The sequence below is a fragment of the Avibacterium volantium genome (assembly GCF_900635775.1).
GTDB lineage: Bacteria > Pseudomonadota > Gammaproteobacteria > Enterobacterales > Pasteurellaceae > Avibacterium > Avibacterium volantium.
Genome location: NZ_LR134167.1, coordinates 963351 through 990350, shown reverse-complemented (window position 1 = coordinate 990350; position 27000 = coordinate 963351). Strand labels below are relative to the sequence as shown.

Here is a 27000-nt window from a genome sequence, read left to right as displayed (position 1 = left end):
TTATTCGTTTATATCAACCATTCCTACGGCAGCCCCTACTTTATAGCGGAGATCGACATAGGATAACTTTTTATTTTCTGGAACTTCAATTTGCGGATAAATGGTGGCAAAACGATCGAGTTTGCTTTTCCATTCTCCCCGTCCCAATTTTAATAATACGCCATTATCAAGTTCTAATTGCCAAGCCTCTCGATCATCAATGGCAACGGATTTTAATGTTAGTCCTTTTGTTTTTAGATCTTGATAAATCTTTTTCCACGCATCTAGCACCACTAAACTCTGATAATCCGGCCCTGCTAAGTGCGGTAAATTTTTATCCTGTAATTTATCCACTGGCAATTTGAATACCACGCCATCGCTAGATAAAAATTCATTATCGTTCCAAACGGCGACAGGCGTATATTCACTGACCAAAATGTTTAGTCGGTCAGGCCAGATTTTTCTCACTACGGCTTGTTTAACCCAAGGCATTTTTTGGATTTGCTCACGCACTAAACTCACATCTTGCCCAAAGAAACCTTTAAGATCGCCCATTTTTATCAGCATATCACGCACATCTTCATCAGTGGTGAATGCCGGTGTTCCTACGAGATTAAAGGCACTAATAGGGCGATCATCTAGTTTTTCGAGCCAATTTTGCCAATTTGAGTAAACATAAAACATTAACCCTAGACATAATAGCACAATTAATGGCTTGACCTGCATAAAAAAGCGAGATCTTGGCTCTCCAGTGCGTATGCTTTGTGTCGCTTTATGTCGCCATAACTTCATTAAACACTAAGCTCCAAAATTTTCTCTACAAGCTGTTCGAAAGAATAGCCCACGGTTGCCGCTGATTTCGGGAATAAACTATGGCTGGTCATTCCTGGGTTAGTGTTCACTTCCACTAAGCGGAATTGCCCTTCAGCGTCCATCATCACATCAATACGACTCCAACCACGACAACCTACCGCATCATAAGCGCGCTTCACTAATTGACGCAATTCTTGCTCACGTTCCTCAGTTAAACCTGCTGGACAAAAATATTGCGTATTATCGGAAACATATTTCGCTTCATAATCATAAAACTCACCTTCAGGCACGATTTTGATCGCTGGCAACACTTCATTGTCTAAAACTGGCAGGGTAAATTCATCACCGGCAAGCCATTCTTCAATCAAAATGGTATCGTCAAAACCTAAGGCAAATTCCACCGCACTTTGTAATTCATCAAGTTGATTGACTTTTCTTAGCCCCACACTTGACCCCTCCAACGAAGGTTTTACCATCAACGGCAGACCTAATTTTTCGACAACTGCGGCAGGGTTTAGTTCGGATACTGTTGATTTTGTTACGATTTCCATATTCGCCACTGGTAAGCCAAAGGCTTTCCACAACATTTTAGTCCGCATTTTATCCATTGTTAAGGCAGATGCCATTACCCCACAGCCTGTGTAAGGAATACCAATTTGCTCAAGCAAGCCTTGCATTGTGCCGTCTTCCCCACCACGTCCGTGCAAAATATTGAATACACGATCAAAGCCCTGTTGTTTTAATTCCGCCACAGGAAAGGTTTTCGGATCAATCGGGTGCGCGTCATAGCCAAGGCTTTTTAACGCATTAAGCACGGCTTCGCCTGAATTAAGCGAAACCTCACGCTCGGCAGAAGTTCCACCAAGTAACACGGCAATTTTTTCTTGTTTTAATGTTTTTTTCATACTACTTCCAATTAATTTTCTGTCCACTTATCGGCTAATTGACGGGATAGTTTACTCACATTGCCAGCGCCTTGCGCCAAAATTAAATCACCGTCTTGAATAACCTGATCCAAAATTTCCGCAAGCGTTTCTTGCTCAGCTACAAAAATCGGATCAACTTTGCCTAAATTACGAATAGAACGGCATAACGAACGGCTATCCGCCCCTGCGATTGGTGCTTCGCCTGCTGCATACACATCAAGCATTAATAGCACATCAACTTGGGATAGCACTTGCACGAAATCATCAAACAAATCACGGGTACGCGAATAACGGTGCGGTTGGAAAATCATCACAATTCGTTTGTTTTCCCAGCCTTTTTTCGCTGCTTCAATGGTTACCCCCACTTCTGTTGGGTGATGCCCATAATCGTCCACTAACATCACTTTTCCGTTTGGACGAATAAACTGACCAAGCTGATCAAAACGGCGTCCTGCCCCTTGGAAATCTGCTAAGGCGGCTAAAATAGCTTCATTGCCAATGCCTTCTTCTTTTGCCACGGCGAAAGCTGCGGTTGCATTTAGCGCATTATGTTTACCCGGTACGTTAAGCAATACATTGACGCGTTCACCTTGTGGGGTAACCACGGTGTAATGCCCTTGAAAGCCCGTTTGCTGATAATCTTCAATGCGATAATCGGCATTTTCGCTAAAGCCATAAGTGATTACTTGACGTCCAACTTTTGGAATCAACTCAAGTAGCACAGGATCATCTGCACACATTACCGCTAAGCCATAAAACGGTAAATTATGTAAGAAATTCACATAGGTTTGTTTCATTTCTTCAAAATCACCGTGATAGGTTTCCATATGATCAGGCTCAATATTGGTTACCACCGAAACCATTGGCTGTAAGTGTAAAAAAGACGCATCGCTTTCGTCCGCTTCAGCGATTAAATAACGGCTTGCGCCTAAATGGGCATTTGTGCCAGCTGATTTCACCAATCCGCCATTTACGAACGTTGGATCAAGCCCTGCTTGCGCATAAATCATTGAGATCATTGCGGTTGTGGTGGTTTTACCGTGTGTCCCCGCAATGGCAATGCCGTGACGGAAACGCATAATTTCCGCTAACATTTGCGCGCGTTGAATCACAGGAATACGGTTATTGTGCGCTTCCACCACTTCTACGTTATCATCTTTAATGGCGCTGGATACCACCACCACACTCGCGCCATCAACATTGGCTGCTTGATGAGAAAAATAAATTTTTGCGCCTAACGCACTTAAGCGTTGCGTTACTGCATTTTCCGCAATATCCGATCCCGTTACTTGGTAACCTTCATTCAACAAAACTTCCGCGATACCGCCCATTCCCGCACCACCAATGCCGACAAAATGAATTTGTTTCACACGACGCATTTCTGGTACGGTTTGTCTTACTCGTTTTTGAAATTCTTTCATTACTCTGCCTCTTGCCTTTCTTCTTATTTTGCTACTGCCATAATCACCTCAGCCACTTGCTGAGCCGATTGTGGCGTTGCCATTGCCTTGGCTTTTTCCGCCATTGTTAATAATTGGCTACGATCAAATTGGTTCAACATCTCGATCAGTGCTTCTGGCGTGAGATCTTTTTGTTCGATAATTTTGGCTGCGCCCACGTCCGCTAAATATTTCGCATTCAAATATTGTTGTCTGTCTTTATGTTGGAATGGCACGAAAATTGCGGGCGTTCCTACGGCGGCAAGTTCACACACCGTTAATGCACCTGAACGACAAATCACAATATCCGCCCAGCCATAGGCTTCTGCCATATCATCAATAAAATCCGTTACTTGTACATCAGCCCCTTGCGGATAAAGTGCGGTGATTTTTTCCGACATATTTGCCCCCACTTGATGGCGAACGATCAATTTATCCCCTAAGGCTTCCACCACTTTCGGCAAAGTGAGATTTAACACGTGCGCCCCTTGGCTGCCACCCACCACAAGCACTCTTAATTTGCCTGAACGCTCAGCGAAACGCAGTGCAGGGCTTGGCATTTTAAACAAGGATTGACGCACTGGGTTGCCCACCACTTCCGTATTTGGAAAGGTGTTAGGAAACGCTTGCAACACTCGGGTTGCAATTTTGGCCAACCAAGAATTTGTTAGCCCTGCCACGGCATTTTGTTCGTGCAACACAATGGGTACACCGCATAATTTTGCCGCCACGCCCCCTGGCCCTGAAACATAACCGCCCATACCAAGCACGGCATTAGGCTGATATTCTTGAATAATTTTTTTCGCTTGGAAAATCGCACGTACAATTTTAAATGGTGCAGCAAACAACGCTTTTATGCCTTTGCCGCGCAAGCCCGAAATTTGGATAAATTTAATCGGGATACCGTGTTTCGGCACTAATTGTGCTTCCATACGATCCTGCGTGCCAAGCCAGCAAATTTCCCAACCTTGCTGCTGTAAATATTGTGCGACGGCAATGGCAGGGAAAACGTGTCCGCCTGTTCCACCTGCCATCACCAATAAACGTTTTTTTTGTTGTGCCACAATGTGTCCTTTTTCTTAATCATCACGCAAGCGTGCGTGTCCACTTCGCATTAGTCGATTTTCGTGATCAATGCGTAATAAAATCCCGATACTGACAGACATAATAATCAAACTTGATCCGCCATAGCTCACCAATGGGAAAGTCAGCCCTTTGGTTGGCAATAAACCTAACGCCATTCCTAAATTTACGAAGCCTTGGAAGAAAATCCAAAAACTAATGCCGAAAGCTAAAAATCCTTTGAAACGCTGTTCTAGTTGCAATGATTCTCGCCCTATTTTCATTGCTCTAAACACTAATAGCGCTAACAATGTGATCACAAAGAGAATGCCGATTAAGCCAAATTCTTCACCAATCACAGCCATCACAAAGTCAGTATGCGCTTCTGGTAAATATTCTAATTTTTGAATGGAATTTCCCAGTCCTTCGCCTGTAATCTCCCCTCGTCCAAACGCCATTAATGAGTTTGAAAGCTGAAAACCTGTGCCATAAGGGTCTTTAAACGGGTCCATAAATCCCGTTAAACGTTTCAGTCGGTAAGCCGATGAAATCGCTAACCATAATACAAGCAAGACGCCAGAACAAGCCAAGGCAAAGAACTGCCAGAAATTCGCCCCCACAATCCAAAGTAAACCAAAGGTAATCACAAATAAAACAACGGTACTTCCTAGATCGGGTTGCAATAATAATAAACCGCCCAATAATCCCATTACGACTAAGGGCTTGAATGCACTGAGTTTGCGACTACGCACTTCGTCATAACGGCGGGTAAAATAGCTAGCAAGGAAACAAGTGAGTGCCAACTTAGCAAATTCAGCCGGCTGGAAATTAAAGAAGATCATTGGAATCCAACGTCTAGCCCCATTAATTCTTGAGCCAATTCCAGGAATAAGCACCATAACGAGCAAAATCATTGCAATCCAAAAAATATAGCCATAATACTTTTCCCAGAAAGTCGTTGGAATATTTAATACGGTATAGCAAGCAAAAATTGACAGCACAACATAGATGGCATCACGTTTTGCAAAATAGAAAGAGTCATTGAATAATCTCGCTCCCACAGGAATTGACGCAGAGGATACTGCGATCAAGCCAATCACGAGCAAACTCACAAAGAGCCATAATAATGCTCTGTCGTAGAGCAAATTATTTGGCGTAATTCTTGAATGGGCTTTTAAATTTTCAATAAACTGCATTGATGATTCTCTAACTTAATTTGGCTAAGCGGGTAAATTCTTCGCCACGCTTTTCAAATGAGGCGAATTGATCAAGGCTCGCACAAGCTGGGGAAAGCAAGACCATATCACCAGCTTTGAGTTGCGGACGAAAGGCTTCAATCGCTTGTTCCATTGTGTCAAACAAATGACTTTGATCTGAAAGTTGCGCCAATTTTTCGCCATCTTGTCCAAAACAATAACATTCAATATGCGGTTGATTAATCAACGCAGCGAGTTCAGAAAAATCAGCGCCTTTGCCATCACCGCCAAGTAACAAATAAAGTTTACCAGACACTTGTAAGCCGGTGAGCGCAGCCACGGTGCTACCCACATTAGTGGCTTTGGAATCGTTAATCCAACGCACGCCTTGGGCAAAATGGGCTAATTGAAAACGGTGATCTAGCCCTGTAAATTCACGAAGTGCGGTGCAAATTCCTTGCAAATTTATCCCCGCACTTTGTGCTAGGGCAATGGCCGCCAAAGCATTCATATAATTATGACGACCCGTCAATTTTATTTCATCGCAAGGTAAAATCATTTCTTCATAAGCCATTAAATATTGCTTACCGTTTTCGCTTTTTAGCCAATAATCCGCATTCGTTTCGCCAAAGCTCACTTGATGCTTCGCTCGTACCGTGCCGTCTTGTTGGGTTAAAGGATCTTCTGCATTAATCACCGCGGTTTGGCAATGATGATAAATTTTTAATTTGGCTTGGCGATAATCTTCCAAATCCACATAGCGATTCATATGATCTTCGCTCACATTTAATACGGTAGCGGCAATGGCTTTTAAGCTGTAAGTGGTTTCCAGTTGAAAGCTCGACAGTTCTAGCACATAAATATCGTGGTTTTGTTCAAGCAAAGAAAGGGCTGGAATGCCAATATTGCCGCCCATTCCCACCTTTAAGCCTGCGGCTTTCGCCATTTCTGCTACTAAGGTGGTTACCGTGCTTTTGCCGTTTGAGCCTGTAATGGCAATAATCGGTTTATCAGCGGCACGGCAGAACAATTCAATATCGCCCACCACTTCAACGCCTGCTTGAAGTGCGGTGTAAATTTCTAGTGTTTTTACTGCAAGCCCTGGGCTGATCACAATCATATCGCTTTCCAGCAACCATTGTGGGTTTAAACCGCCCGTATGCACTGGCACATTTGAAGGTAATTGTTCCACACCCGCTGGCGATTGGCGGGTATCCATCACGCGAACCTTAGCTTGTTGTGCAAGCAAATAGTCCACGCAAGACAACCCTGTTTTGCCCAAGCCCACCACACAGATATTTTTATCTTGATATTGATTCATTGTTTGCTCTTAACCTTTTTAACGTAACTTCAAAGTAACCAAGCCAAGTAATACAAGCATTAAGGAAATAATCCAAAAGCGAATAATCACGCGCGGTTCAGGCCAGCCTTTTAATTCAAAATGGTGGTGAATGGGCGCCATACGGAAAATACGCTGTTTACGCAGTTTGTAAGAACCCACTTGCAAAATTACAGACAGAGTTTCCATTACAAACACACCGCCCATAATCACTAATAAAAATTCTTGGCGAACTAGCACGGCCACCACACCTAATGCACCGCCCAGTGCGAGCGATCCCACATCGCCCATAAACACTTGCGCAGGATAAGTATTAAACCAAAGGAAGCCTAATCCCGCACCGACAATGGCGGTACAGAACACCACCAGTTCAGAAGTGTATTTAATATGCGGAATATACAAATAATTTGACCATTCTATGTTACCTGTTGCCCAAGCAATCAAAGCAAATGCCCCTGCCACAAAGACAGTTGGCATAATGGCAAGGCCGTCTAAGCCGTCTGTTAAATTCACCGCGTTACTTGTCCCCACAATCACAAAATAGGCCAACACGATATAGAACAAGCCAAGCTGCGGCATCACTTCTTTAAAGAATGGTACGACAAGGCGCGTGGCATCGGTGTCTTTCCCCACGGCATACATACCAAATACCGCAACGAGCGCAATGGCCGATAGCCAAAAATATTTCCAGCGTGCAATTAAGCCGTCCGTGTTTTTACGAGTAATTTTGCGGTAATCGTCCACAAAGCCTACTGCGCCATAACCGAGCAACACAAATAAGCTAAACCAAACATAGGGATTGGCTAAATTCGCCCAAAGCAAGGTGCTAACGGTAATGGCGAATAAAATCATAATTCCGCCCATAGTTGGCGTACCTTTTTTGCTTAAATGGCTTTCTGGCCCGTCATTACGCACTTCTTGGCCAAATTTAAGAATTTGTAAACGGCGGATCACCTTAGGGCCGATCCATAATGAGATTAACAGTGCGGTCAATAATGCCAAGATCGCACGTACGGTAATATAAGAGATGACATTAAAGCCACTTTGATATTGCTGGAGATATTCCGCGAGCCAAACTAACATTGGAAATTATCCTTTAATAATTCAATTACATTTTCTAATTGCATTCGGCGAGAGCCTTTGGCTAACACCACAACGGATTGATTTTGCGCTAATTTTTCTTTAATTAAGCGAGTAATAAAATCCGCCAAGGCGGCTTGTTCAGTAAAATGCGTTCCGCCATTTTGGGCTGAAATCACCGCGCTTTCCTGACCAAAACTTGCCACAAAATCTAATTGTGCCGCTTTCGCCGCGTCCGCCACTTGCTGATGGCAAAGCTGACTATTTTCGCCTAATTCTGCCATATCGCCAACTATTAAAATGCGAAAAGCGGGATATTTTTGTAACACTTGAATCGCCGACTGCAAGGAATCCACATTGGCGTTATAAGTGTCATCGAGTAACAATAAATTTTCGCAAGGCTGAATCGGGAATAAACGCCCTTTCACTTTCGCGCCTTTTGCCAAGCCTTGTTGCACATCAGAAAGGCTTGCGCCCACATTCATCGCTAACGCTGCTGCTGCCAACGCATTGCTGATATTATGCTCGCCTAAATAAGGCAACTGAATAGCAATCTCGCCTTGTGGGCTGTGTAAGGTAAATTGCGATCCTTGTCCGTTGAGCTGAATATCCGTGGCATAAAAATCCGCTTGTGAATTTGTTAAAGAAAACGACCGCACTTGGTGATCACCAATATTCTTTTGCCAATCCGCCAGATAATTACAATCTAAATTGATGAGCGCAATGCCTTGATCTGCAAGACCTTGATAAATCTCACCTTTGGCTTGTGCCACGCCTGCAAGGCTACCAAAACCTTCCAAATGCGCTGCAGCCACATTATTCACCATCGCCACGTTAGGACGCACTAATTCCGTGGTGTACGCAATTTCACCTAGGTGATTGGCACCCAATTCAATCACCGCAAATTTATGCTGCGGCGTAAGACGCAATAAGGTTAATGGCACGCCAATATCATTATTGAAATTACCGTTGGTAAATAAAACTTGGGAAAAATCCCCCGCACTTTGTTGCAAAATGGCGGCAGTCATTTCTTTCGCCGTGGTTTTGCCTGATGATCCCGTGATCGCCACTGTTAAAGGGTTAATTTGTGCTTTTAGCCATTTACCTAGCTGCCCTAAAGCAAGGCGAGTGTCCGCCACGACAATTTGTGGCACATCTATTTCACATTGATGATCTACGATCACAGCCAATGCGCCTTGTTCCACGGCATTGGCTAAATATTGATGACCATCAAAACGCTCACCTTTTAAGGCAAAAAATAGCCCTTGCGGATTGGCTTGGCGGGTATCCGTGCTGATATTTTCAATCGCGATACGCCCATCGCCATAAAGCGTACCATTGAGAATATCAGCCAATTGTTGGGTGGTTAGTTTAATCATTTTGTTTCACTAAAATATTGTTTTACTGTCGCTTGATCGGAAAACGGCAATTTCGTTGTGCCAATAATTTGATAATCTTCGTGGCCTTTGCCGGCAATCAGCACCACATCTTGCGGTTGTGCAATGCTCAATGCGCGGCGAATGGCAAGATCTCGTTGATGAATAATTTCTACCTTTGTTAAATCACTAAATCCAGCTCGAATGTCTTGCATAATAGTTTCTGCATCTTCCGTGCGTGGGTTGTCGTCCGTAACAATCACGAAATCGGCAAATTGCTCTGAAATGCGTGCCATTTGCGGACGCTTCCCTGTATCCCGATCACCACCGCAACCAAACACGCAATAAAGCGCGCCTTCACAATGTAAACGGGCAGCTTGCAAGGCTTTTTCTAAGGCATCTGGCGTGTGGGCATAATCCACAATTGCAGTGGCTTGATTTAACTCATTCAAACGTTCCATTCGCCCACAAACACCTTGTAATTGCCCCGCACTTTGACAAAGTTCGTCTAAAGAATAACCTAAGGCAAGCAGACTGGCGAAAGCAAATAATAAATTGCTGACATTAAATGCGCCAATCAATGGGCTATGCAATTCACCCTCACCCCAACTAGACGTGAAATGAATAATCGCACCTTGGTTATGGAATTGCACTTGCTCTGCTTTGAGCCATTGTTTATGGCTTGGTTGATAATCCGCTTTACAGCTCACCGCAATGGCATTGGGTAATTGCTGTAACCATTGTGCGCCCACAGGATCATCAGCGTTAATCACCTGATGCTGGCTATTTAACTCGCTGAATAAACGGTATTTCGCAGCAGCATAATTTTCCATTGTGTGGTGATAATCAAGATGATCACGGCTCAGGTTAGTAAAAATAGCAACGGCAAATTGCAGTGCTTCAACACGATGTTGCACTAAGCCGTGCGATGACACTTCAATGGCGGCAAAATCTGCGCCAGCTTGTACAAATTCCGCAAGGGTGGATTGAATTTCAATGGCTGAACCGGTGGTATTTGCTGCTTCCTTAATTTGCCCAAGCAAGCCATTACCAATGGTTCCCATTACCGCACTTTTATGTCCAAGCAAGTTCGCCCATTGCGCCACAAGCTGAGCCACCGTGGTTTTGCCATTTGTTCCTGTTACGCCAACGAGGGTTAAATGGGCTGAAGGATCATTATAAAATTGCCCTGCAAGACGCGATAAATGTTGCGGTAATTCATAATAGGCAATAAGCGGAATGCCTTGTTCCATTTTGACGGTTAAGTGTTGCTGCGCAAAATCTGCTTCAAAAAGCACCGCACTTGCGCCATTAGCAATAGCTTGCGGAATGTAGTTTCTGCCGTCCGTTTGATGCCCTTTTATAGCAACGAAAAGACAGCCAGTCTTTGCAGAGCGGCTGTCTAACGTCATTTCGGTCAGCTCAACTTCTTGGGGCAAATGATCGATCCCCAAAAGTGCGGTGAGTTTTTTCATTATTTTTCCTTGATCAAAAATTAGTTCGTTGTTTCATCTTTTTTCTGAGTATTTAAACGAACGGTGCGTTTAGCGACTTTTTGTTGCTCCACCGCATCAGGCGGAACGTTATTCATTCGTAACGCATAGCCCATAATATTTGAGAACAATGGTGCAGAAACCGCCCCACCATAATATTGCCCTGCTTTCGGATCATTAATTAAAACAATCAGGGCATAACGTGGGTTACTGACTGGCGCAATGCCTGCGGTATAAGCAATATATTTATCCACATAGCGACCTTTTTCTAGCTTTTTCGCTGTCCCTGTTTTGATCCCAACGCGATAGCCTTCCACCATTGCGCGTTTATTTTTGATTGCCACTTTTTCCATCATATTCACCACTTCACGGGTGATTTTTTCAGGGAAAACGCGCTGCCCGATCACAGGTGGATCAACCTTGGTAATAGAAAGTGGGCGATAAATCCCGAAACTGCCTAAGGTAACATAAGCGCGTGCAATTTGTAACGGCGTTGCATTCAAACCATAACCATAGGCAACGTTGGCACGTTCAATCTCCGCCCAACGTTTACGATTTGCATTTAAGATCCCTGATTGTTCACCAATCAAGCCTAAATCTGTTGGTTTGCCTAAACCTGCGTTTTGGTAGGTTTCCATTAACGCACTTGGTGGCATACGCAAGGCCAAGCGGCTCACCCCGCGGTTACTGGAGTTTTCCAAAATTTCATCAAGGGTTTGGCGATCTCTTGGTGCAACGTCTTTGACTTCGTGTCCATTTAGCACTAGTGGCCCTGTGTTAATCACTTCGTTGCGTTTTACTACACCATTTTGAAGTGCGGTCAAAACCACGAAAGGTTTTACTGTTGAACCCGGCTCAAAGGTATCGGTAATAGCACGGTTTCGCATTAAATCAGCTTTTACACCAGCGCGGTTATTTGGATTGTAGGAAGGGGCATTAACCATTGCTAGCACTTCGCCTGTGCGAATATCCACTAACACCGCGGTTCCTGATTCTGCCTTATTTTCTGCCACCGCTTTTTTGATTTCGCGGTAAACCATTGATTGCAATTTTTCATCAATACTCAAGGTAACATCGTGTGCGTCATATTTTTTAACATCGGCAATGTCTTCCACAACGTGTCCAAATTTATCCTTGCGATAGGTGCGAGAGCCTGATTTACCCACTAATAATGAGTTAAAACTTTTCTCAATGCCTTCAATGCCTTCACCATCAATATTGGTGTAGCCGATCAAATGGGCGGTTTCTTCCACTCTTGGATAAAAACGGCGTGCTTCTGTTTTTAACACTACACCTTTGATTTTCAGCTGCTTAACATAATCAGCAACGGTTGGGGAAACCTGACGAGATAAATATACAAAGCGAGAAGAAGGATCTTTTTCCACGCGCTTAATTAAATTGCTATAAGAAACGCCAAGGGCTTTGGCAAGTGCTTGCCAACGTTCTTTATCTTGCAAAGAATTTTCTTCAAACACGAATTTGGCATCAGCCACCACAGAATACATCGGTACGCTGACAGAAAGAAGTTGTCCATTACGATCTAAAATTGAACCACGCACAGAAAGCACTTGCTGAGTACGCACTGAGCGTTTATCCGCCTCATCAGCCAGTGGATCGGCATTTACCACTTGTATATAAGCCGCGCGTGCAATCAAGGCACTTAATCCAAGTACAACAGCAGCTATCGACCAATAAAAACGACCTTTCAAAAAACTATTATGGTAGGAAATTTTAGGTTTGTTGCGTTTAATTGCACTGCCTGTGCTGGTGCTACGCTTTGTTCTGTGATTTTTCTTCTTGATCATTTTGCACCTTAGGGCCTATTAATTATTCCAATAATAAAACTTCTTGTTCTGGCACAACACGTTTCATCTGTAATTTTCCCGTAGCAATCGCCTCAACACGGGTATTATCGCTTTGGGTTGCTTCTTCTAACTTGAGATTTAAAAATTCATTTTCCAAGGCTTGGTGTTGTAACACTAATTCGCCTTTTTCTGCGATCAAGCCACGCGTTTTGTGAGTAATCCAAATGGTGCTTAATGCACTCACAATCACCAATACCATTAACGCCATCACTAATTTATTTGAGGCAAAGAGATCTTCAGCAATAATGCTACGCAATGGATAACGTTCTGAATTTTCAACCATTTTTATACTCTCTCCGCAATACGCAACACCGCACTTCTTGAGCGGGCATTTTGGGCAATCTCTTGTTCACTTGGCATAATCGCCTTGCCAATGGTTTTTAAGGTTTGGCTACGCTGAATTTGATCTTCACGCAACGGCAAGCCTTTCGGCAAACTTTCGCCCTTGCTTTGCTTGCGCATAAAATGTTTCACCATACGATCTTCAAGGGAATGGAAGCTGATGATCGACAAACGTCCTTGTGGCGCTAATACTTGTAAAGCCCCTTGCAAGACACGTTCTAGCTCTTCCAATTCAGCATTAATGAAAATACGAATTGCCTGAAAACTACGCGTAGCTGGGTGCTTATGTTTATCTTTAAAAGGAACCGATTGCGCAATCAGCTCAGCTAATTGCAAGGTGCGATTAAGTGGTTCTGTGCCATTTTGACGTGCATTTTTATTATAATTAACAATGGCTTGCGCAATGCGCTTAGCAAAACGTTCTTCGCCAAAGGTTTTCAGCACCCAAGCTAAATCTTGCTCAGAAACCTGTTGCAACCATTCGGCCACCGATAAACCTTGGGTGGTATCCATTCGCATATCAAGCGGGCCGTCTTTCATAAAACTAAAACCACGCTCGGCTTCATCTAATTGAGGGGAAGATACGCCAAGATCGAGCAAAATACCGTCAATTTTACCGACTAAACCTAATTTTTCGCAGATCTCAGGGATCGCGGAAAAGCTATTGTGTTCGATCTGAAAACGCGGATCTTGAATTTGCGCTGCCGCCGCAATCGCACGCGGATCACGATCAATGGCGATTAATCTGCCATCTTGGGATAAGCGAGATAAAATCAGACGAGAATGACCGCCGCGCCCAAAAGTGCCATCAATATAGATGCCTTTTTCTTTCAACGCCAAACCGTCCACCGCTTCATTTAATAAAACGGTGAAATGTTCAGGTGAAGAAAAAAGGTTCTGCGCGTTCATAAGTCGTTATTAAATAATAAAAATTAAATGTTAAAATGAGATAATGCGGTGTACCTAAGTACACCGCTTATCTCTGCTAGTGCCGCTGTCTTGGTGGAAGTTAATCTTCTCTTATAAAGACAACGTGATTAATTCAGGAGATTGGGCAAGCTGACCACTTGCACCGAGAGCCATATCTTGTTGAATTTGAGCCTGCCACTCCACATCGCTCCAAATTTCAAATTTATTTAACTGGCCCACTAACATTGTGCTTTTTTCTAGTTTTGCGTGCTGGCGTAATGGCGCACTGATTAAAATTCGCCCTACGCTATCCAGCTCACATTCCGTGGCATAACCGAGCATCACACGCTGTAAACTGCGTTGCACAGGATCAAAATTCGACAAACTTAATAATTTTTGCTCAACGATTTCCCATTCATCTAAAGGATAAAGTAACAAGCAAGGTTGGCGAATATCCACCGTGCAAACCATCTGCCCATTATTTTTTTCTAGGATCTCGGCACGGTAACGGGTGGGAATGGCAAGCCGTCCCTTTGAATCCAGATTTACCGATGATGCGCCACGAAACATTGTTTGAGATCTCTTGTTAAAAATAAGTGCGGTTATTTTTTACAGAATTTTGCAATTTTTACCACAAAACACCACTTTTTACCACTTATTCGTAAGTTTAGTATTAGTTTGACTAAGTTGCAAGCAGTTTGATCCGGATCTTATGTAAAGATTTGTATATTTCGGCCAAAAAGAAAGCCATTTGAGCAATGCGCCAAATGGCTTTGTAAGGAATGATTGAAAAATGAGAAATGTAAAGATCGCGATCTGATCCTAAGATTTAGCTACTTTCTCTTGCTCTGCTTTTTTTCGGTGGATCTTCATCAAATTTCACCACTGGCACACAGCTGCGGCAAGCGCCTTGATCGATCCCCAATTCTTTGCAAAATTCGCTGTATTTATCCCATAATCTGCGCAGCACACCTTTTTGTTGATTTGCCATTATTTCCCCCTATTTTGCGATTTATTCTTTGCCTTATGCATTCCTTATCATAAAAGAATTTTTGGCTTTTGCAACCATCGTTTTACTTCTTCGCGACAAGCTTGCCCCCATTGCTTTTTGCCCGTGCTTGGTAAGATTTTTTGTTCACAATATGCCGACAACAAAGGCAATGTTTCCCCTTGATTGCCCCATAATAAACGGCGAATAGCTGGGATCGTGCTGGCTAAATTTCGTTGATAATGAGCAAAATAATGTAACGCTTTGATGTCTTGTTCATTCAGGGAAAAATCTCTTGTTTGCAGCCCTTGTGGGCATAGCTGCGTGGCTAAAGGGTGGAAGGATAGAGGCATATCCCGCTCAAATTGTGCCAGTAATTTTGTACAAAACTCTTGCCCTGCGCGGCTTACGCCTTTTACGCTAATCGCGCTATAACAACCGCTGCTGGCTTCTTTATGGCTACCTAAATAAACCAAATTAAACCCGCACTTTTGCCAGAATTGAGCAAGCTCAGGCGTGTAGCCAAAACTTACCGATAAAAAATCTTGCGCGCGATCTTGGTTATGCAGACTTGGCTCATTCACTTCAGCCATTAGTGCTTGCCCTATCCCTTGATGTCGCCATTTAGGTTGCACGGCAATGCGAGAAATGCGTGCTGAACTCAGCTTGCACGCCGTTTCATTTAGGCTTACTTGGCACAATATTTGCGCCACTAAATTGCCTTTCGGACGGCGGATACCTTGCATTATGCCTTCAATCAACGTGCTGTCCTTCATTCCCCCTTCATTCAGTAGCCAAAGCGCACCCAATAAATGCTGATTGAATTTTGCCAGTAAAAATTGCTGATGCTTGCCATCGAGCAAACGACGTAAATCCACGGGGGACGTTTTATAATGAGCGAGAGTTAGCAATCCGTAAAAATCTTCATATTCCCCTTGCTGAAAAAGGCTGTGGCTATGATGCCAATGAAAATGCAAATCCGCATTAGGAACAAAATTAGGCTGAAACTCAGGCTGAGCCAACTGGCTTTCCGCTTCTAATAAAAGCAACTCAGAAATAAAAGGTTCGATCAGATCATCTGCTCGCCAACGCAACGGGGTGCTGAGTTCAAAATGTTGCAAAGTGCGGTGATTTTTTTGCATAAATTTAAGCAAGAAACCGCGCCCTGTTCCTTCATAGCTTTGTATCGTAGTGGTGCATAAAATCGCCCGAAAATGCTCTGTGAGCTGCATTAATAAGGGGAGTGGGATCATCGCCGCTTCATCAATAATCAGCCAATGATCGTTAAACTTATCGGGATCTTGTTGCACTTGTTGAACGAGATCATCGGGGGCTATAAAAAGCAGATCTTTCTCAGCAAAATCTTGCAAAATTTGCACCGCACTTTTGTTTGGCGCGGTGAGAATCACCTTATCTAAATGGGCGGCAAATAATCCTGCCAAGGCGGATTTTCCCCGTCCACGCTTGGCGGTGATCACATTAATTTCTTTCGGAGCATTTAATAGCTGTTGCAAAATACGTTGTTGATCCTGCGTGGCAGAATGAAAGGGCTTTATCGGATCAATGGCTGAGTTATGCGGTGCTGGCAAAAAGCTATCGCCATTTTGTTGCTGATAAATAGGAAAGCCGTATTCACGCACTTTTTGCTGCATAAATTGGACAAAATTCGGAGTGCAAATGCCTTGCGGAACACCGCTCCAACGCTGGCTATCCAAATCAATTTGCGTGGCTAAATGTTGCCAATGGTTGAACAATAAATAAAGCTGCCCACCCGCTTGTAATGTACCTGCGGCAATGGCAAGGGCATCAAGATTTAGGCTTTGTCTGGCATCGTAAATAATCAGAGAATGTTCGCGCCCAAGCTGATTTTTCGCTTTGCTAAAGGGAATTGACGTGATGTTTTGATCGGGAAAAAGTGCGGTGCAATTTTCATCAAAAAAAAGCACCGCACTTTGTTTTTCAAAGTGAGCTAAGTAAGAAAATAAAGGGGAAAGTTGAGTTTGTAACCACGCATTTTCCCCAACTAAGATACAAAGCTGACGTGGCTGCAAGGCTAGGCTTTTTCCGCTAAATAAGGATCGGCAAAGCCAAGATCTTGCATTATTTCCGTTTCAAGGCTTTCCATTTCTTCTGCTTCATCATCTTCAATGTGGTCGTAGCCCAGCAAATGCAAACAGCCGTGTACTACCATATGCGCCCAATGTGCCATCAAGGGTTTGCCTTGTTCTTGCGCTTCTCGTTCCACCACTTGGCGGCAAATAACTAAATCGCCGAGTAGCGGCAATTCCACTTCTTCAGGGCATTCAAAAGGAAAGGAAAGCACGTTGGTTGGGTAATCCTTACCACGATAAGTGGCATTTAAGCTTTGGCTTTCCGCTTCGTCCACCACGCGAATGGTGATCTCAGGTTGCCGGTTCTCTGCTTGCACTGCGGCGGTTGCCCATTGTTGAAATTGTTGTTCTGTCGGCAAGTTTTCGCTATTTTCTACTGCGATTTGTAAATCAACGATGACATCTTTCATTCTGTTTCTTCTCGTTCTAAGGCTTGTTGTTTCGCCTGTTCTTGCTGACGCTGTAAGGCGCGTTCTTTACGGCGAATTTCTTCCTGTTCGTCCCATTTATCATAGGCTTGCACCACTTTGGCAACCACTGGGTGGCGAACAATGTCTTTACTGTCAAAATAATTGAAGCTCAATTCTGGCACATTTTCTAGCACTTCAATGGCGTGGCGTAAACCTGATTTTTGGCTGCGTGGCAAGTCAATTTGCGTGATGTCGCCCGTTATCACCGCTTTAGAATTAAACCCAATACGGGTTAAAAACATTTTCATTTGTTCGGTGGTGGTGTTTTGGCTCTCATCTAAAATAATAAAACTATCGTTCAGCGTACGCCCACGCATATAAGCCAGCGGGGCGATTTCAATCACATTGCGTTCCATTAATTTCTGCACTTTTTCAAAGCCCAGCATTTCAAATAAGGCATCATAGAGCGGTCGTAAATAAGGCTCAATCTTTTGCCCTAAATCCCCCGGCAAAAAGCCCAATTTTTCCCCTGCTTCCACCGCAGGACGGGTGAGCAAAATACGGCGTACTTCTTGTCGTTCTAAGGCTTCCACCGCAGCAGCCACGGCAAGAAAGGTTTTCCCCGTGCCTGCTGGCCCAATACCAAAACTGATGTCATAACGCAAAATATTGTGCAAATATTGAATCTGATTTGCCCCACGCGGTTTAATCAAGCCACGCTTGGTTTTGATTGTGGTTTGATACACTTTTGGCACCGCATTTTGTTCTGCTTGTTCGCTATCTTGTTGTAATAACATTCGATTTTCCTGAATGGCTAAATGCACATCAGACAAATCAATTTCTTTCACCACGCCACGCACCGGTGCGGTTTCCAAATACAATGTTTGGATCAACGCCGCCACTTTATTTAATAATTTTGCGTGATGAGATTTCGAATTGGGATCTTTCGATTTCAGCGTAAAGGTAAAATTACGCCGTGCAATATCCAAGAAAAATTCTTTTTCAATCAACTGGATATTTTCATCAAATGCTCCGCACAATGCCTGCAAACGGGCATTATCTTGCGGTTCAAGAGTAAAGGTTTCGCTTAGTTCGCTCATTGGGTTGGACAAATTGTGTTCCTTTTATTTTGTTTTTTCCTGCTACTGTCAGAATCATTTGATTGTTGATGGGCATATTACCACGTTTTAAATACAGGCTCTAATGCTCTTTGAGAAATTCTCTTTTTGTAGAAATGCGAGAAATCTCTCATTTTTGATAGAAAATAAGAATGATTCTGTGAAGAACATCACGAAGTGAAATTATCATTATTTACTCCATTATGGAGCAAAAATATCATCAGCGCTGAGATACTCCTAATTTCACATCAAACAAAGGATGCCCTATGAAAAAAACAACATTGGCAGCTTTAATCTCCTCGTGTCTTATCAGCCAATATGCCATGGCGAGTAGCGAAGGAATCTTAGATTTCAAATCAAATACCGAATTTTTCAAGCCACTTAATATCACTGAAACCTTCACTAAAAATGATGTTTTTAATTTAGAGAATGGTTCTTTAACTTTTGGTTTTAAAACCAATGGTGGTGATAATGTTTATTCTCTTTTAGGTGCTTCAACCCAAGGTGGACACACCAACCACTATATTAATTTCTATATGTTAAGGAAACAAGGCACGGATACCTTTGGCTTAGAATTAAGAAATAATAACAACTATTTAATTAATAATTCCGCACTTACGGCGAATGTCAATAATCAAAATAAAGATTATCAAACCATTACCTATACGTTTGATAAAACAAATAACCAAATTAAAATTTATGTGAATGGCGAATTAAAACAAACACATAATAATTCTAAATTCTTCAAAGATATTGAGAACTTAAATATTGCTTATTTAGGAAAAACGCCAAGAAGCTCTGGCAATGAAATGCGTTTTAGTGGAAATATTTATTCTGCGGGGGTTACCGAACAAGTATTGTCAGAAGAAAAAATCAAAGCGCTACACCAAGAATTAGCGGAAACCTATCGCCGAAACGAAAGCGAGAATGCGGATAAGCATCGAGCTTCAGGAGCAATGCTAACGGAAAAAGAATCGCTCTTTCAACCAAATCAAGATGGCGCAAAAAATTACCGTATTCCTTCCTTACTCACCACGCAAAACGGCGTTGTTATTGCCGCTATCGACAAGCGTTGGCAACATTCTGCTGACTGGGGAAATATTGACACTGCAATCCGCCGCAGTTTTGATGGAGGCTTAACCTGGCAAAAAAGCCAAACAGTGATTGATCTTGCTAGCCAATCTTATGGCGGTCAAAATTCTGCGTTCTTAATCGATCCCCTTATGGTGCAAGACAAGCGCAATGGGCGTGTCTTTATGATTGTGGATATGTTCCCTGAAACAAAAGGTTTCTTTGGTATCCAAAATCCAAACGCAGAGGGATCGGGTTATAAAAATATCGGTGGGAAATATTATCAATTATTAACTGACGAATATAATAATCGCTACACCATTCGTGAAAACGGCATTGTTTATAATGATAAAAATAAACCAACAGATTATCGGGTTGTTATTAATGGTAATCCTGAATTGGCATTTAAAGATCTCGGTGATTTATATCAAGGCGATACACGTTTAGGAAATATTTATTTACAAACGAAAAATCCAAATAATGATAGTGCCCCACTTAAATCAACCATCACCAGCAATTTATGGCTCACTTATAGTGATAATGACGGTGAAACTTGGTCTAACCCGGTCAATATTAACTCTCAAGTGAAAGCCGATTGGATGCGTTTTATGGGAACAGGCCCCGGAACAGGGATTCAGCTTAAAGACGGCTCTTTAGTGATGCCGGTTTACTACACCAATAACAATAATAAACAAGCAGCAGCGGTTATCATTAGTAAAGACGGTGGCAAAACTTGGGAACGTGGTGAATCACCAATTGATAGCAGATTTGCGGCACAAGGCGGATCACGTCTGCTTAACGGCACTTATGGCTATGAAATTACCGAATCCCAAGTGATTGAATTAGACAACGGACAATTAAAACTCTTTTCTCGTGTAACACCACATAATCGCGTGCATATTTCCACCAGTTATGACGGTGGTTACACTTGGGAAAAAGACGTTATTTTAGATGACGTGTTACTAGAACCTTATTGCCAACTTTCAGTAATTAAATATTCCAAACGTATTAATGGCAAAGAACATATCCTTTTTGCTAATCCACATTCTAACAGACGCAGCAATGGTAAAGTCTGGCTTGGTGAAGTGCAAGAAGATGGTTCTATTGAATGGAAATATACCACCACAATTACACCAAATAATTACGCCTATAGCAGCTTAACTGAATTGCCAAATGGCGATATTGGCTTGCTTTATGAAGGTGCGGAAGGAAAAATTGATTTTGTTCGCTTAAATATTCAAGAGCTTGTATGGCAAGACAATATCTTGCATCGTGATAAACGGAACACGCCATTTGAATATGAGCGTAATAGCACCGTTGCTGAAACATTCTATAAAATTGGTGATGGGGAAATTATTAAAATCGGTGAAGGGGTAAACCCTGCCAAAATGGTGGTTAATGAAGGCACATTAGGCTTAAAACAGCAGGAAAAAGATGGTCAAGTTCAAGCCTATTCCGATATTATCGTAAACCCTGAAGGCACAGTAAAATTATATGGTGAAAACCAAATTAAAGCCGAAAATCTCAGCTTGAATGAAGGGACGTTTGACTTAAATGGCAATAATTTCACCATTGAAAATGGCCAGGATAAAGGGCTGCAAGCTGAAACAATTAACGGCAATATTATTAATAGCAATGCCACCAAAGCTAGCACGCTTAACTATTTTCAATCTGGGGTAAGAAAAATTAAGGGTGAAATGCTTGGTGATGATCAAGGTAAATTAAATTTTGCCTATAAACCAACCGCACTTAATAATAACCACTTAACCTTGGAAACAAATTCAACCTTAAACGAGCTTACCATCAACCAAGGTGAAATAATTTATGCACCAGATACTTCCCATTTAACGCAAAATGCAAATTTAGCGAATAATGCCACATTAAGCATAAAAGATAACGTGATTGCTCGCTTTGATACCATTGCACTTGATAACACAAGCCAAATTAATACGGATATTAGTGCCAACCAAACAAGCCGTTTATTTGCTGATACGCAAGGGCAAGGTAGTTTAAGCAAAAATGGAGAGGGTACATTATATTTAATCGGACAATTCAATCACAAAGGAAAAACCTTGTTAAATCAAGGGGTAACCATTTTAGAAGGGGAATTAAATCATTCGCCATTATATATCAAAGAAAATGCGAGTTTAACGGGAAATGGGATCGTTCATTCACATACTTATTGGCAAGCCAATGCCCATATTGCACCGAATAATGCCCCGCACTTAAATCATACGGCAAACGGCAGCAAATCCAGAAATGCCAATTTCCAACCTAAAACCCTATCCTTTGGGAATGTAACCAATGAGGGGGCGGATATTACATTAAATGTGGATAACGTTTCCGAAAATATGACAGAATGGCGTGCGGATCGCGTGCTGATTAATGGAGATTTAACCACCACCCAACCTATTCCGGTAAATATAAACTTACTCAATAGCCAGATCGGTAATTCCGATACTAATAAAAACGAACGCTACGATGCTGATGAGGGTATTTCACTCATTCAAGTAAAAGGCGAAACCAGCCGCATAGATGCGTTCAATTTGGCGAAAGCTGTTCATAATGATGAAAGCCATATTAATCGCTACACCTTAGTTAGCGTTGAAAAAGGGGCAACTACGGCAAGTGAAAATAGTTTTGGTGAGAACAACAGCAATTTCAACGATTACCGCTTGCAAACCTTGCTAATTAATGAAAATGGCGAACCGTTATCACCAATTATTAAAGCTCCAACAACACCACCAAAAGAGGAAAGCCCTAAACCTGATGACACAGCTGCACCGATTCCACCAACCGCGGACACGACAGTAACCCCTCCAGCAAACCAAGATGAAGGGAATACTGACAATAGCGGTGAAACTACCGCTCCTATGGATAATGCTGTGGTAACACCACCTACCAATCCAAATACAGAAAATACGGATAACAGCAGTGAAACCACTTCCCCAGTAGATAATGCTGTGGTAACACCACCTACCAATCCAAATGCAGAAAATACGGATAACAGCACAGAAACCACGTCTCCAGTGGATAATGCTGCGGTAACACCACCTACTAATCCAAATACAGGGAATGTGGATAACAGCACAGAAACCACTTCCCCAGTAGATAATGCTGTGGTGGTAGCAGCACCTACCAATCCAAATACAGGTAATGCAACAGTTACGCCATTAGCAGGCAATGTAGCAACCGCCAGTGCAACCGCAAGTGCCTCAACCTATCGCCCAGCATTAAATAGCCAAGTTCCAGCCTATTTGGTGACGAATTTAGCCTTGTTAGAACATAGTTATATGCAGGCTCAAACCTTTGCCCAAAACATTACGCAAGGAACGAAAAATTTCTATGTTTTACAACAACATCGTAAAGCCACTTATGATAACAACCTTGGCTTTAGTGATTATGGCTATGGCTACAAATCCACCACGAATAGCACCTTATTTGGTGGTCGCCTTGATCTCAACGATAAACAGCATCTTCACTTAGGGCTCGCTCTCAGCAAATTCTCGGTTGAACCAAAAACCACAGAAATTGAAGGCAGTAGCTCGGTAAAATATAAATCTGTGGGGGTATTGTTCACATTAGAAAATCAACTAACCGAACAAAGCTATGTTAATCTCAGTGGAAACTATCAATATGTGCGAGGTAAAATTTCCACTTCACAACATCAAGATTTAGCCAAAGTGAGAGGCCATTCTTGGGGAATTGGTGCAGAAACAGGCTATCATTTCTTACTAAATGAAGTCCGTTTAACGCCAATTATTGCGTTGCAATATCAAAATAGCAAAGCCAATATTGAGGATCATACCTTCAGTTGGAATATCAATAATGATCGACAATATATTTTCACTCAACAAATTGGGGGTGAAATTACGTGGAAATCATTGAAATTCCGTACAATGTATGAACACAATACAGGAAATACCCCTGTCTTAACTCTCAATGATGGAACAACTCAGCAATACAAAACGGGTAAATTAGGAAATGCCTTATTATTCTCTGCCAGCGCAGGTTATGATATTACACCAAACCTAAACATCAGTGCCCAAATTAGCCATAGAAAATCCCTTTCTGACTATGGACTAAAACAAACTTACTTTGCGGGTAAATTAGAATATCGTTTCTAATCAACTCACCTTTGAAGTGGGAGATAATTTATTTTTCTCCCACTTTTTATTCGCTCTCCATCAATTTCCCTAGCACTCTTTCTACTTCAGCGGGATCGGTTATTCCTTGCTTTACCTTTTCCAATCCGCTTTCTCGTAAGGAAGCATAATCCGTTTGATAGGAAATTTCCCCATTATTAAAGTGCGGTTGTAAAAATTGATAAATTCCGCAACGCCCTTTATAGCCTTGATAGCAATCGCAATTTTCGGTGTGATGCGTACAAATTTTGCGCACTAAACGCTGGGCGATAACGAGCAGCAAACTGCTTTCAATTTCGTGCTGCTGAATACCGAGCTGCAATAAGCGAGAAATTGCTGAATGAGCATTATTGGTATGCAGCGTAGAAAGCACTAGATGCCCTGTTTGTGCAGCACGCAAAGCAATCGCTGCACTTTCTGCATCTCGAATTTCGCCAAGCATAATGATGTCAGGATCTTGGCGTAAAAATGTGCGTAACAATCGGTTAAAATCTAGCCCAATTTGTGGATTAATTTGCGTTTGGATAATGCCCGGCAGTTCTATTTCAATGGGATCTTCGGCGGTGAGAATATGCTTTTCCGACTGATTCAACCATTCAAGTGCGGTGTAAAGGGTAATACTTTTTCCGCTTCCTGTTGGGCCTGTAACTAAAATCAAGCCTTGAGGCTGTGAAAGGGCTTGCTGCAAAGCCTTTTGCTGCGCTGCGTTCATTCCCAACTGTGAAAACGCTAAGCTGACAGGCTTGTTTTTCTGCAAACGTAACACCGCTTTTTCGCCATACTGGGTGGGCAAGGTGGAAAGGCGAAAATCTAACACATCAGAAAAGGTGGTTTTAAAATGAAAACGTCCATCTTGTGGCAAACGTGTTTCGCTTATATCAAGGCGAGCGAGCAATTTTAAGCGAGAAATTAAGCGCTGACTAATTTGCGTGGATAATGGCGTCTGGCACTGCAATACGCCATCAATACGAAAGCGGATTTGCAACTGCTCGCGCTGTGGCTCTAAATGAATATCTGAAGCATTCAGTTGTAACGCCTTTTCAAAAAGCCGATCTAAGAGTTGAATAACTGGCTCATCGGCTTTTTCTTGCACATTTTCCGTTTTAATCTGCTCAGTGGGGCGATAAAAATCGGGTACAGCAGGTTCTTCCGCCACATTTGGCGCAAGACTTTGCAAGAGCAATTTCAAATCTTGCCCTTGCAACAACACAGGTTCAACCACTTTTCCTGTTAAAAAAGAAAAGGTTTCGCAAGCAGAAAGGTTATTCAAATCATCAATGCCTAACCAAAGCGTTTGGGCATTTTCTTGCAATGGCACAGCAAAATAGCGAATTAGCAGGGCTTTTTGCTGTTGGTTTTGCTGCCATAAGTGCGGTGGAATTTCAAAAAATTTTCCATCTACCGCACAAACCGTCATTTGCGGCTGTAACGCATATTCCGCCATTATTTATCCCCATCAGCCACAAAATCCCGCCGGGAATAATTCAGCAGATTTATCGCATTTCACCGTCCAAGTAACCCCTTTGGCAGCATCACCACTTGCGCTTAAAGAATAACTTATCCCCGCCAAGTTCTCTCTGCCTGTAACGGTAATTTTCCCTTTTTGCACATCAATCGAGCCCACTTTGCCCTTATTGGTTAATTTTTCTGAATGCCATTTGTTCCCGCATTACATTTGTTGGTTGAATTTGTGTTATACACACAAAGTTCCACTTCAGAGCGATAAGGGCTTGCAGCTTGAATAAGCTCTGAAATTGCCGCTTTTTTCGTATAGTTTTGATAAGCTGGCACGGCGATTGTTGCCAAAATAGCCACAATGGCGATTACAATCATTAATTCAATTAACGTAAACCCCTCTTGATTCTTCAAACGAGTAGAAAATCTGTTCATAAGCTGTCCTTGTTGATTTCTCTTAACATTAATTTTCGATAGAATACGAGCAATGAATAACCCGCGCGAATAAGTGTGGCGCAAATTAAAAATAAAGCCAAAAAGCACCGCACTTTTTCTCGATCACGATCGCAAAAAAACTATGAAATCGATATTTTCCATTGATCAATCAGGCTGGTTGGCAAAACAAAAACATTGCCCCTCGCCCCACTATGATTTACGTCCCGATCCGCAAGATATTTCGTTGCTCGTCATTCATTACATCAGTCTTCCCCCCGAACAATTTGGCGGAAATTTTATTGATGCCTTTTTCCAAGGGCGCTTAGATCCAAGCCAGCACCCTTATTTTGAAGAAATCAAAGATCTCCGCGTGTCAGCGCATTGCCTGATTAATCGTGAGGGAAAAATTACGCAATATGTCAGCTTCAATGATCGTGCTTGGCACGCGGGCGTATCCTGCTTTCAAGGACGTGAAAAATGTAATGACTTCGCGATTGGCATTGAATTAGAAGGCAGCAACAATCAGCCCTTCACAGAGCAGCAATATGCAACACTAACAACGCTCACGCAAAGCATAATGCAACGTTATCCCAAAATTCGTAAAGATCGCATTGTGGGGCATAGCGACATTTCCCCCGGCAGAAAAATCGACCCCGGGCAATATTTTGATTGGGAAAAATATTTAAACAGCCTATAAACACAAGTGCGGTGGAAATTTTTTGAATTTTTCCACCGCACTTTGTTTTCATCAAATTTCTATTCTGCTGACATTTCGCTTAATGAGAATGCCCTAAATGCTGCCCCGCTATTGTGGCTTTCATTATGCTCAGCCCACTGCGCAAAATAAACATACTTAAAATAGCGCTGGCGACAATATCTATCCACTGAATTTGCCACAGCCAGGCGCTTAGCCCCGCAATGATCGCGATAACAGAGCCAAATAAATCAGCCAGAACGTGTAAATAGGCGGCACGAATATTTAGATTTTCGTGATCACTTTTTAGCATTAACCACGCCACAATCATATTGACCAACAGCCCCACTATTGCCACGCCTAGCATTGGTAAGGCATTAATGGGTAAAGGATTTTGCCAGCGTTCAATGGCTTCCCATAAAATCCAAATCGCCACAATAATTAAAGAAACCGCATTGAGTAGAGCAAAATATTTTTGTGTTTTATGGCTGAAAAACAGGGCGACAAAGGCAAGTAATAAAGAAAGGCTATCATTTGCCATATGACCTGCGTCCGCCATTAGAGTTAGGCTGTTGAAATAATAACCGCCGAGAAATTCGATCACCATATAAGCGATGATAATGGCAAAACTGAAAGCTAAAATACGTTGATTTTGTGAGCCGTGATCGTGGTGGTGATGGTGCATAAATGATCCTAAATAAAAATTTGCCATAGTATAAAGTTTAACAGGTGGTAAAGGTCAAGTTTTAGGGCA

21 protein-coding genes and 1 pseudogene are annotated in these 27000 nt (G+C 42.5%); 2 read left to right on the top strand and 20 right to left on the bottom strand.

Features of this window, described 5'->3' with window-relative positions; translation table 11 throughout:
• The 17 genes from ELZ61_RS04830 to ELZ61_RS04755 all read right to left on the bottom strand — a co-directional run bounded on the left by ELZ61_RS04830 (position 1) and on the right by ELZ61_RS04755 (position 18428).
• On the bottom strand, positions 1-771 hold the full coding sequence (locus ELZ61_RS04830; RefSeq protein ID WP_126371868.1) for a cell division protein FtsQ/DivIB: 771 nt from the start codon (positions 769-771) through the stop codon (positions 1-3).
• Positions 771-1697, bottom strand: a complete 927-nt coding sequence (locus ELZ61_RS04825) for a D-alanine--D-alanine ligase (RefSeq protein ID WP_126371866.1) — start codon at positions 1695-1697, stop codon at positions 771-773. The genes ELZ61_RS04830 and ELZ61_RS04825 overlap by 1 nt, the downstream gene beginning before the upstream one ends.
• Positions 1698-1708: 11 nt before the next feature.
• Positions 1709-3139 carry a UDP-N-acetylmuramate--L-alanine ligase gene (gene murC, locus ELZ61_RS04820; RefSeq protein ID WP_126371864.1) on the bottom strand — a complete coding sequence of 477 codons (1431 nt, stop codon included), beginning with the start codon at positions 3137-3139 and terminating at the stop codon, positions 1709-1711.
• Positions 3140-3162: 23 nt separating this feature from the next.
• Complete coding sequence (gene murG / locus ELZ61_RS04815) at positions 3163-4221, bottom strand: undecaprenyldiphospho-muramoylpentapeptide beta-N-acetylglucosaminyltransferase (RefSeq protein ID WP_126371863.1); 1059 nt, start codon at positions 4219-4221, stop codon at positions 3163-3165.
• A gap of 15 nt (positions 4222-4236) precedes the next feature.
• Positions 4237-5415 (bottom strand): putative lipid II flippase FtsW, encoded by a 1179-nt coding sequence (gene ftsW / locus ELZ61_RS04810; protein WP_103854588.1) that lies wholly within the window; start codon positions 5413-5415, stop codon positions 4237-4239.
• 10 nt (positions 5416-5425) lie between these two features.
• The gene (gene murD / locus ELZ61_RS04805) at positions 5426-6736 is read right to left on the bottom strand and encodes a UDP-N-acetylmuramoyl-L-alanine--D-glutamate ligase (protein ID WP_126371861.1); all 1311 of its coding nucleotides are present in this window, start codon (positions 6734-6736) and stop codon (positions 5426-5428) included.
• Positions 6737-6754: 18 nt separating this feature from the next.
• Positions 6755-7837: a phospho-N-acetylmuramoyl-pentapeptide-transferase gene (gene mraY / locus ELZ61_RS04800; RefSeq protein WP_126371859.1), complete on the bottom strand. Its 1083-nt coding sequence runs from the start codon at positions 7835-7837 to the stop codon at positions 6755-6757.
• Positions 7831-9213, bottom strand: a complete 1383-nt coding sequence (gene murF / locus ELZ61_RS04795; protein WP_126371857.1) for a UDP-N-acetylmuramoyl-tripeptide--D-alanyl-D-alanine ligase — start codon at positions 9211-9213, stop codon at positions 7831-7833. Before murF ends, mraY begins: the two co-directional genes overlap by 7 nt.
• Positions 9210-10685, bottom strand: a complete 1476-nt coding sequence (murE, locus tag ELZ61_RS04790) for a UDP-N-acetylmuramoyl-L-alanyl-D-glutamate--2,6-diaminopimelate ligase (protein WP_126371855.1) — start codon at positions 10683-10685, stop codon at positions 9210-9212. The genes murF and murE overlap by 4 nt, the downstream gene beginning before the upstream one ends.
• Positions 10686-10705: 20 nt before the next feature.
• Complete coding sequence (gene ftsI / locus ELZ61_RS04785; RefSeq protein WP_103854593.1) at positions 10706-12508, bottom strand: peptidoglycan glycosyltransferase FtsI; 1803 nt, start codon at positions 12506-12508, stop codon at positions 10706-10708.
• Between the two features lie 22 nt (positions 12509-12530).
• Positions 12531-12851 (bottom strand): cell division protein FtsL, encoded by a 321-nt coding sequence (ftsL, locus tag ELZ61_RS04780; RefSeq protein WP_103854594.1) that lies wholly within the window; start codon positions 12849-12851, stop codon positions 12531-12533.
• A 2-nt stretch (positions 12852-12853) separates the two neighbouring features.
• On the bottom strand, positions 12854-13819 hold the full coding sequence (rsmH, locus tag ELZ61_RS04775; RefSeq protein ID WP_126371852.1) for a 16S rRNA (cytosine(1402)-N(4))-methyltransferase RsmH: 966 nt from the start codon (positions 13817-13819) through the stop codon (positions 12854-12856).
• 111 nt (positions 13820-13930) lie between these two features.
• Positions 13931-14389, bottom strand: a complete 459-nt coding sequence (mraZ, locus tag ELZ61_RS04770) for a division/cell wall cluster transcriptional repressor MraZ (protein WP_115250036.1) — start codon at positions 14387-14389, stop codon at positions 13931-13933.
• Positions 14390-14648: 259 nt separating this feature from the next.
• On the bottom strand, positions 14649-14810 hold the full coding sequence (locus ELZ61_RS10680) for a DUF5363 domain-containing protein (RefSeq protein WP_164550720.1): 162 nt from the start codon (positions 14808-14810) through the stop codon (positions 14649-14651).
• A gap of 47 nt (positions 14811-14857) precedes the next feature.
• Positions 14858-16858 carry a tRNA(Met) cytidine acetyltransferase TmcA gene (locus ELZ61_RS04765; protein ID WP_126371850.1) on the bottom strand — a complete coding sequence of 667 codons (2001 nt, stop codon included), beginning with the start codon at positions 16856-16858 and terminating at the stop codon, positions 14858-14860.
• Between the two features lie 2 nt (positions 16859-16860).
• Positions 16861-17328, bottom strand: a complete 468-nt coding sequence (gene ybeY / locus ELZ61_RS04760) for an rRNA maturation RNase YbeY (protein ID WP_126371848.1) — start codon at positions 17326-17328, stop codon at positions 16861-16863.
• Positions 17325-18428, bottom strand: coding sequence for a PhoH family protein (locus ELZ61_RS04755; RefSeq protein ID WP_126373592.1), 1104 nt, complete (start codon positions 18426-18428; stop codon positions 17325-17327). Before ELZ61_RS04755 ends, ybeY begins: the two co-directional genes overlap by 4 nt.
• Positions 18429-18712: 284 nt before the next feature.
• Here ELZ61_RS04755 and ELZ61_RS04750 point away from each other — a divergent pair, with 284 nt between their 5' ends.
• Entirely contained in the window at positions 18713-23644 is a 4932-nt protein-coding gene (locus ELZ61_RS04750) for an exo-alpha-sialidase (RefSeq protein WP_126371846.1), read from the top strand.
• Between the two features lie 46 nt (positions 23645-23690).
• Here the strand turns inward: ELZ61_RS04750 and ELZ61_RS04745 are convergent, their stop codons facing one another.
• Together ELZ61_RS04745 and ppdD are read right to left on the bottom strand one after the other, a co-directional pair.
• Positions 23691-25106 carry a GspE/PulE family protein gene (locus tag ELZ61_RS04745; protein WP_126371844.1) on the bottom strand — a complete coding sequence of 472 codons (1416 nt, stop codon included), beginning with the start codon at positions 25104-25106 and terminating at the stop codon, positions 23691-23693.
• Positions 25107-25118: 12 nt separating this feature from the next.
• Positions 25119-25552: pseudogene (ppdD, locus tag ELZ61_RS10825) on the bottom strand (prepilin peptidase-dependent pilin).
• Between the two features lie 142 nt (positions 25553-25694).
• Between ppdD and ampD the strand changes: the two are divergent.
• On the top strand, positions 25695-26249 hold the full coding sequence (gene ampD, locus ELZ61_RS04735; protein WP_126371842.1) for a 1,6-anhydro-N-acetylmuramyl-L-alanine amidase AmpD: 555 nt from the start codon (positions 25695-25697) through the stop codon (positions 26247-26249).
• A gap of 79 nt (positions 26250-26328) precedes the next feature.
• Here ampD and ELZ61_RS04730 read toward each other — a convergent pair whose 3' ends face one another.
• Positions 26329-26958 carry a cation diffusion facilitator family transporter gene (locus ELZ61_RS04730; protein WP_126371840.1) on the bottom strand — a complete coding sequence of 210 codons (630 nt, stop codon included), beginning with the start codon at positions 26956-26958 and terminating at the stop codon, positions 26329-26331.
• Positions 26959-27000: the final 42 nt, after the last annotated feature.

Excerpts from the sequence above, each read along its gene's own strand:
- ELZ61_RS04830 (WP_126371868.1), bottom strand. The coding sequence starts at position 771 with ATGAAGTTATGGCGACATAAAGCGACACAAAGCATACGCACTGGAGAG.
- ELZ61_RS04825 (WP_126371866.1), bottom strand. The coding sequence starts at position 1,697 with ATGAAAAAAACATTAAAACAAGAAAAAATTGCCGTGTTACTTGGTGGA.
- murC (WP_126371864.1), bottom strand. The coding sequence starts at position 3,139 with ATGAAAGAATTTCAAAAACGAGTAAGACAAACCGTACCAGAAATGCGT.
- ftsW (WP_103854588.1), bottom strand. The coding sequence starts at position 5,415 with ATGCAGTTTATTGAAAATTTAAAAGCCCATTCAAGAATTACGCCAAAT.
- murD (WP_126371861.1), bottom strand. The coding sequence starts at position 6,736 with ATGAATCAATATCAAGATAAAAATATCTGTGTGGTGGGCTTGGGCAAA.
- mraY (WP_126371859.1), bottom strand. The coding sequence starts at position 7,837 with ATGTTAGTTTGGCTCGCGGAATATCTCCAGCAATATCAAAGTGGCTTT.
- murF (WP_126371857.1), bottom strand. The coding sequence starts at position 9,213 with ATGATTAAACTAACCACCCAACAATTGGCTGATATTCTCAATGGTACG.
- murE (WP_126371855.1), bottom strand. The coding sequence starts at position 10,685 with ATGAAAAAACTCACCGCACTTTTGGGGATCGATCATTTGCCCCAAGAA.
- ftsI (WP_103854593.1), bottom strand. The coding sequence starts at position 12,508 with ATGATCAAGAAGAAAAATCACAGAACAAAGCGTAGCACCAGCACAGGC.
- ftsL (WP_103854594.1), bottom strand. The coding sequence starts at position 12,851 with ATGGTTGAAAATTCAGAACGTTATCCATTGCGTAGCATTATTGCTGAA.
- rsmH (WP_126371852.1), bottom strand. The coding sequence starts at position 13,819 with ATGAACGCGCAGAACCTTTTTTCTTCACCTGAACATTTCACCGTTTTA.
- mraZ (WP_115250036.1), bottom strand. The coding sequence starts at position 14,389 with ATGTTTCGTGGCGCATCATCGGTAAATCTGGATTCAAAGGGACGGCTT.
- ELZ61_RS10680 (WP_164550720.1), bottom strand. The coding sequence starts at position 14,810 with ATGGCAAATCAACAAAAAGGTGTGCTGCGCAGATTATGGGATAAATAC.
- ybeY (WP_126371848.1), bottom strand. The coding sequence starts at position 17,328 with ATGAAAGATGTCATCGTTGATTTACAAATCGCAGTAGAAAATAGCGAA.
- ELZ61_RS04755 (WP_126373592.1), bottom strand. The coding sequence starts at position 18,428 with ATGAGCGAACTAAGCGAAACCTTTACTCTTGAACCGCAAGATAATGCC.
- ELZ61_RS04750 (WP_126371846.1), top strand. The coding sequence starts at position 18,713 with ATGAAAAAAACAACATTGGCAGCTTTAATCTCCTCGTGTCTTATCAGC.
- ELZ61_RS04745 (WP_126371844.1), bottom strand. The coding sequence starts at position 25,106 with ATGGCGGAATATGCGTTACAGCCGCAAATGACGGTTTGTGCGGTAGAT.
- ampD (WP_126371842.1), top strand. The coding sequence starts at position 25,695 with ATGAAATCGATATTTTCCATTGATCAATCAGGCTGGTTGGCAAAACAA.
- ELZ61_RS04730 (WP_126371840.1), bottom strand. The coding sequence starts at position 26,958 with ATGGCAAATTTTTATTTAGGATCATTTATGCACCATCACCACCACGAT.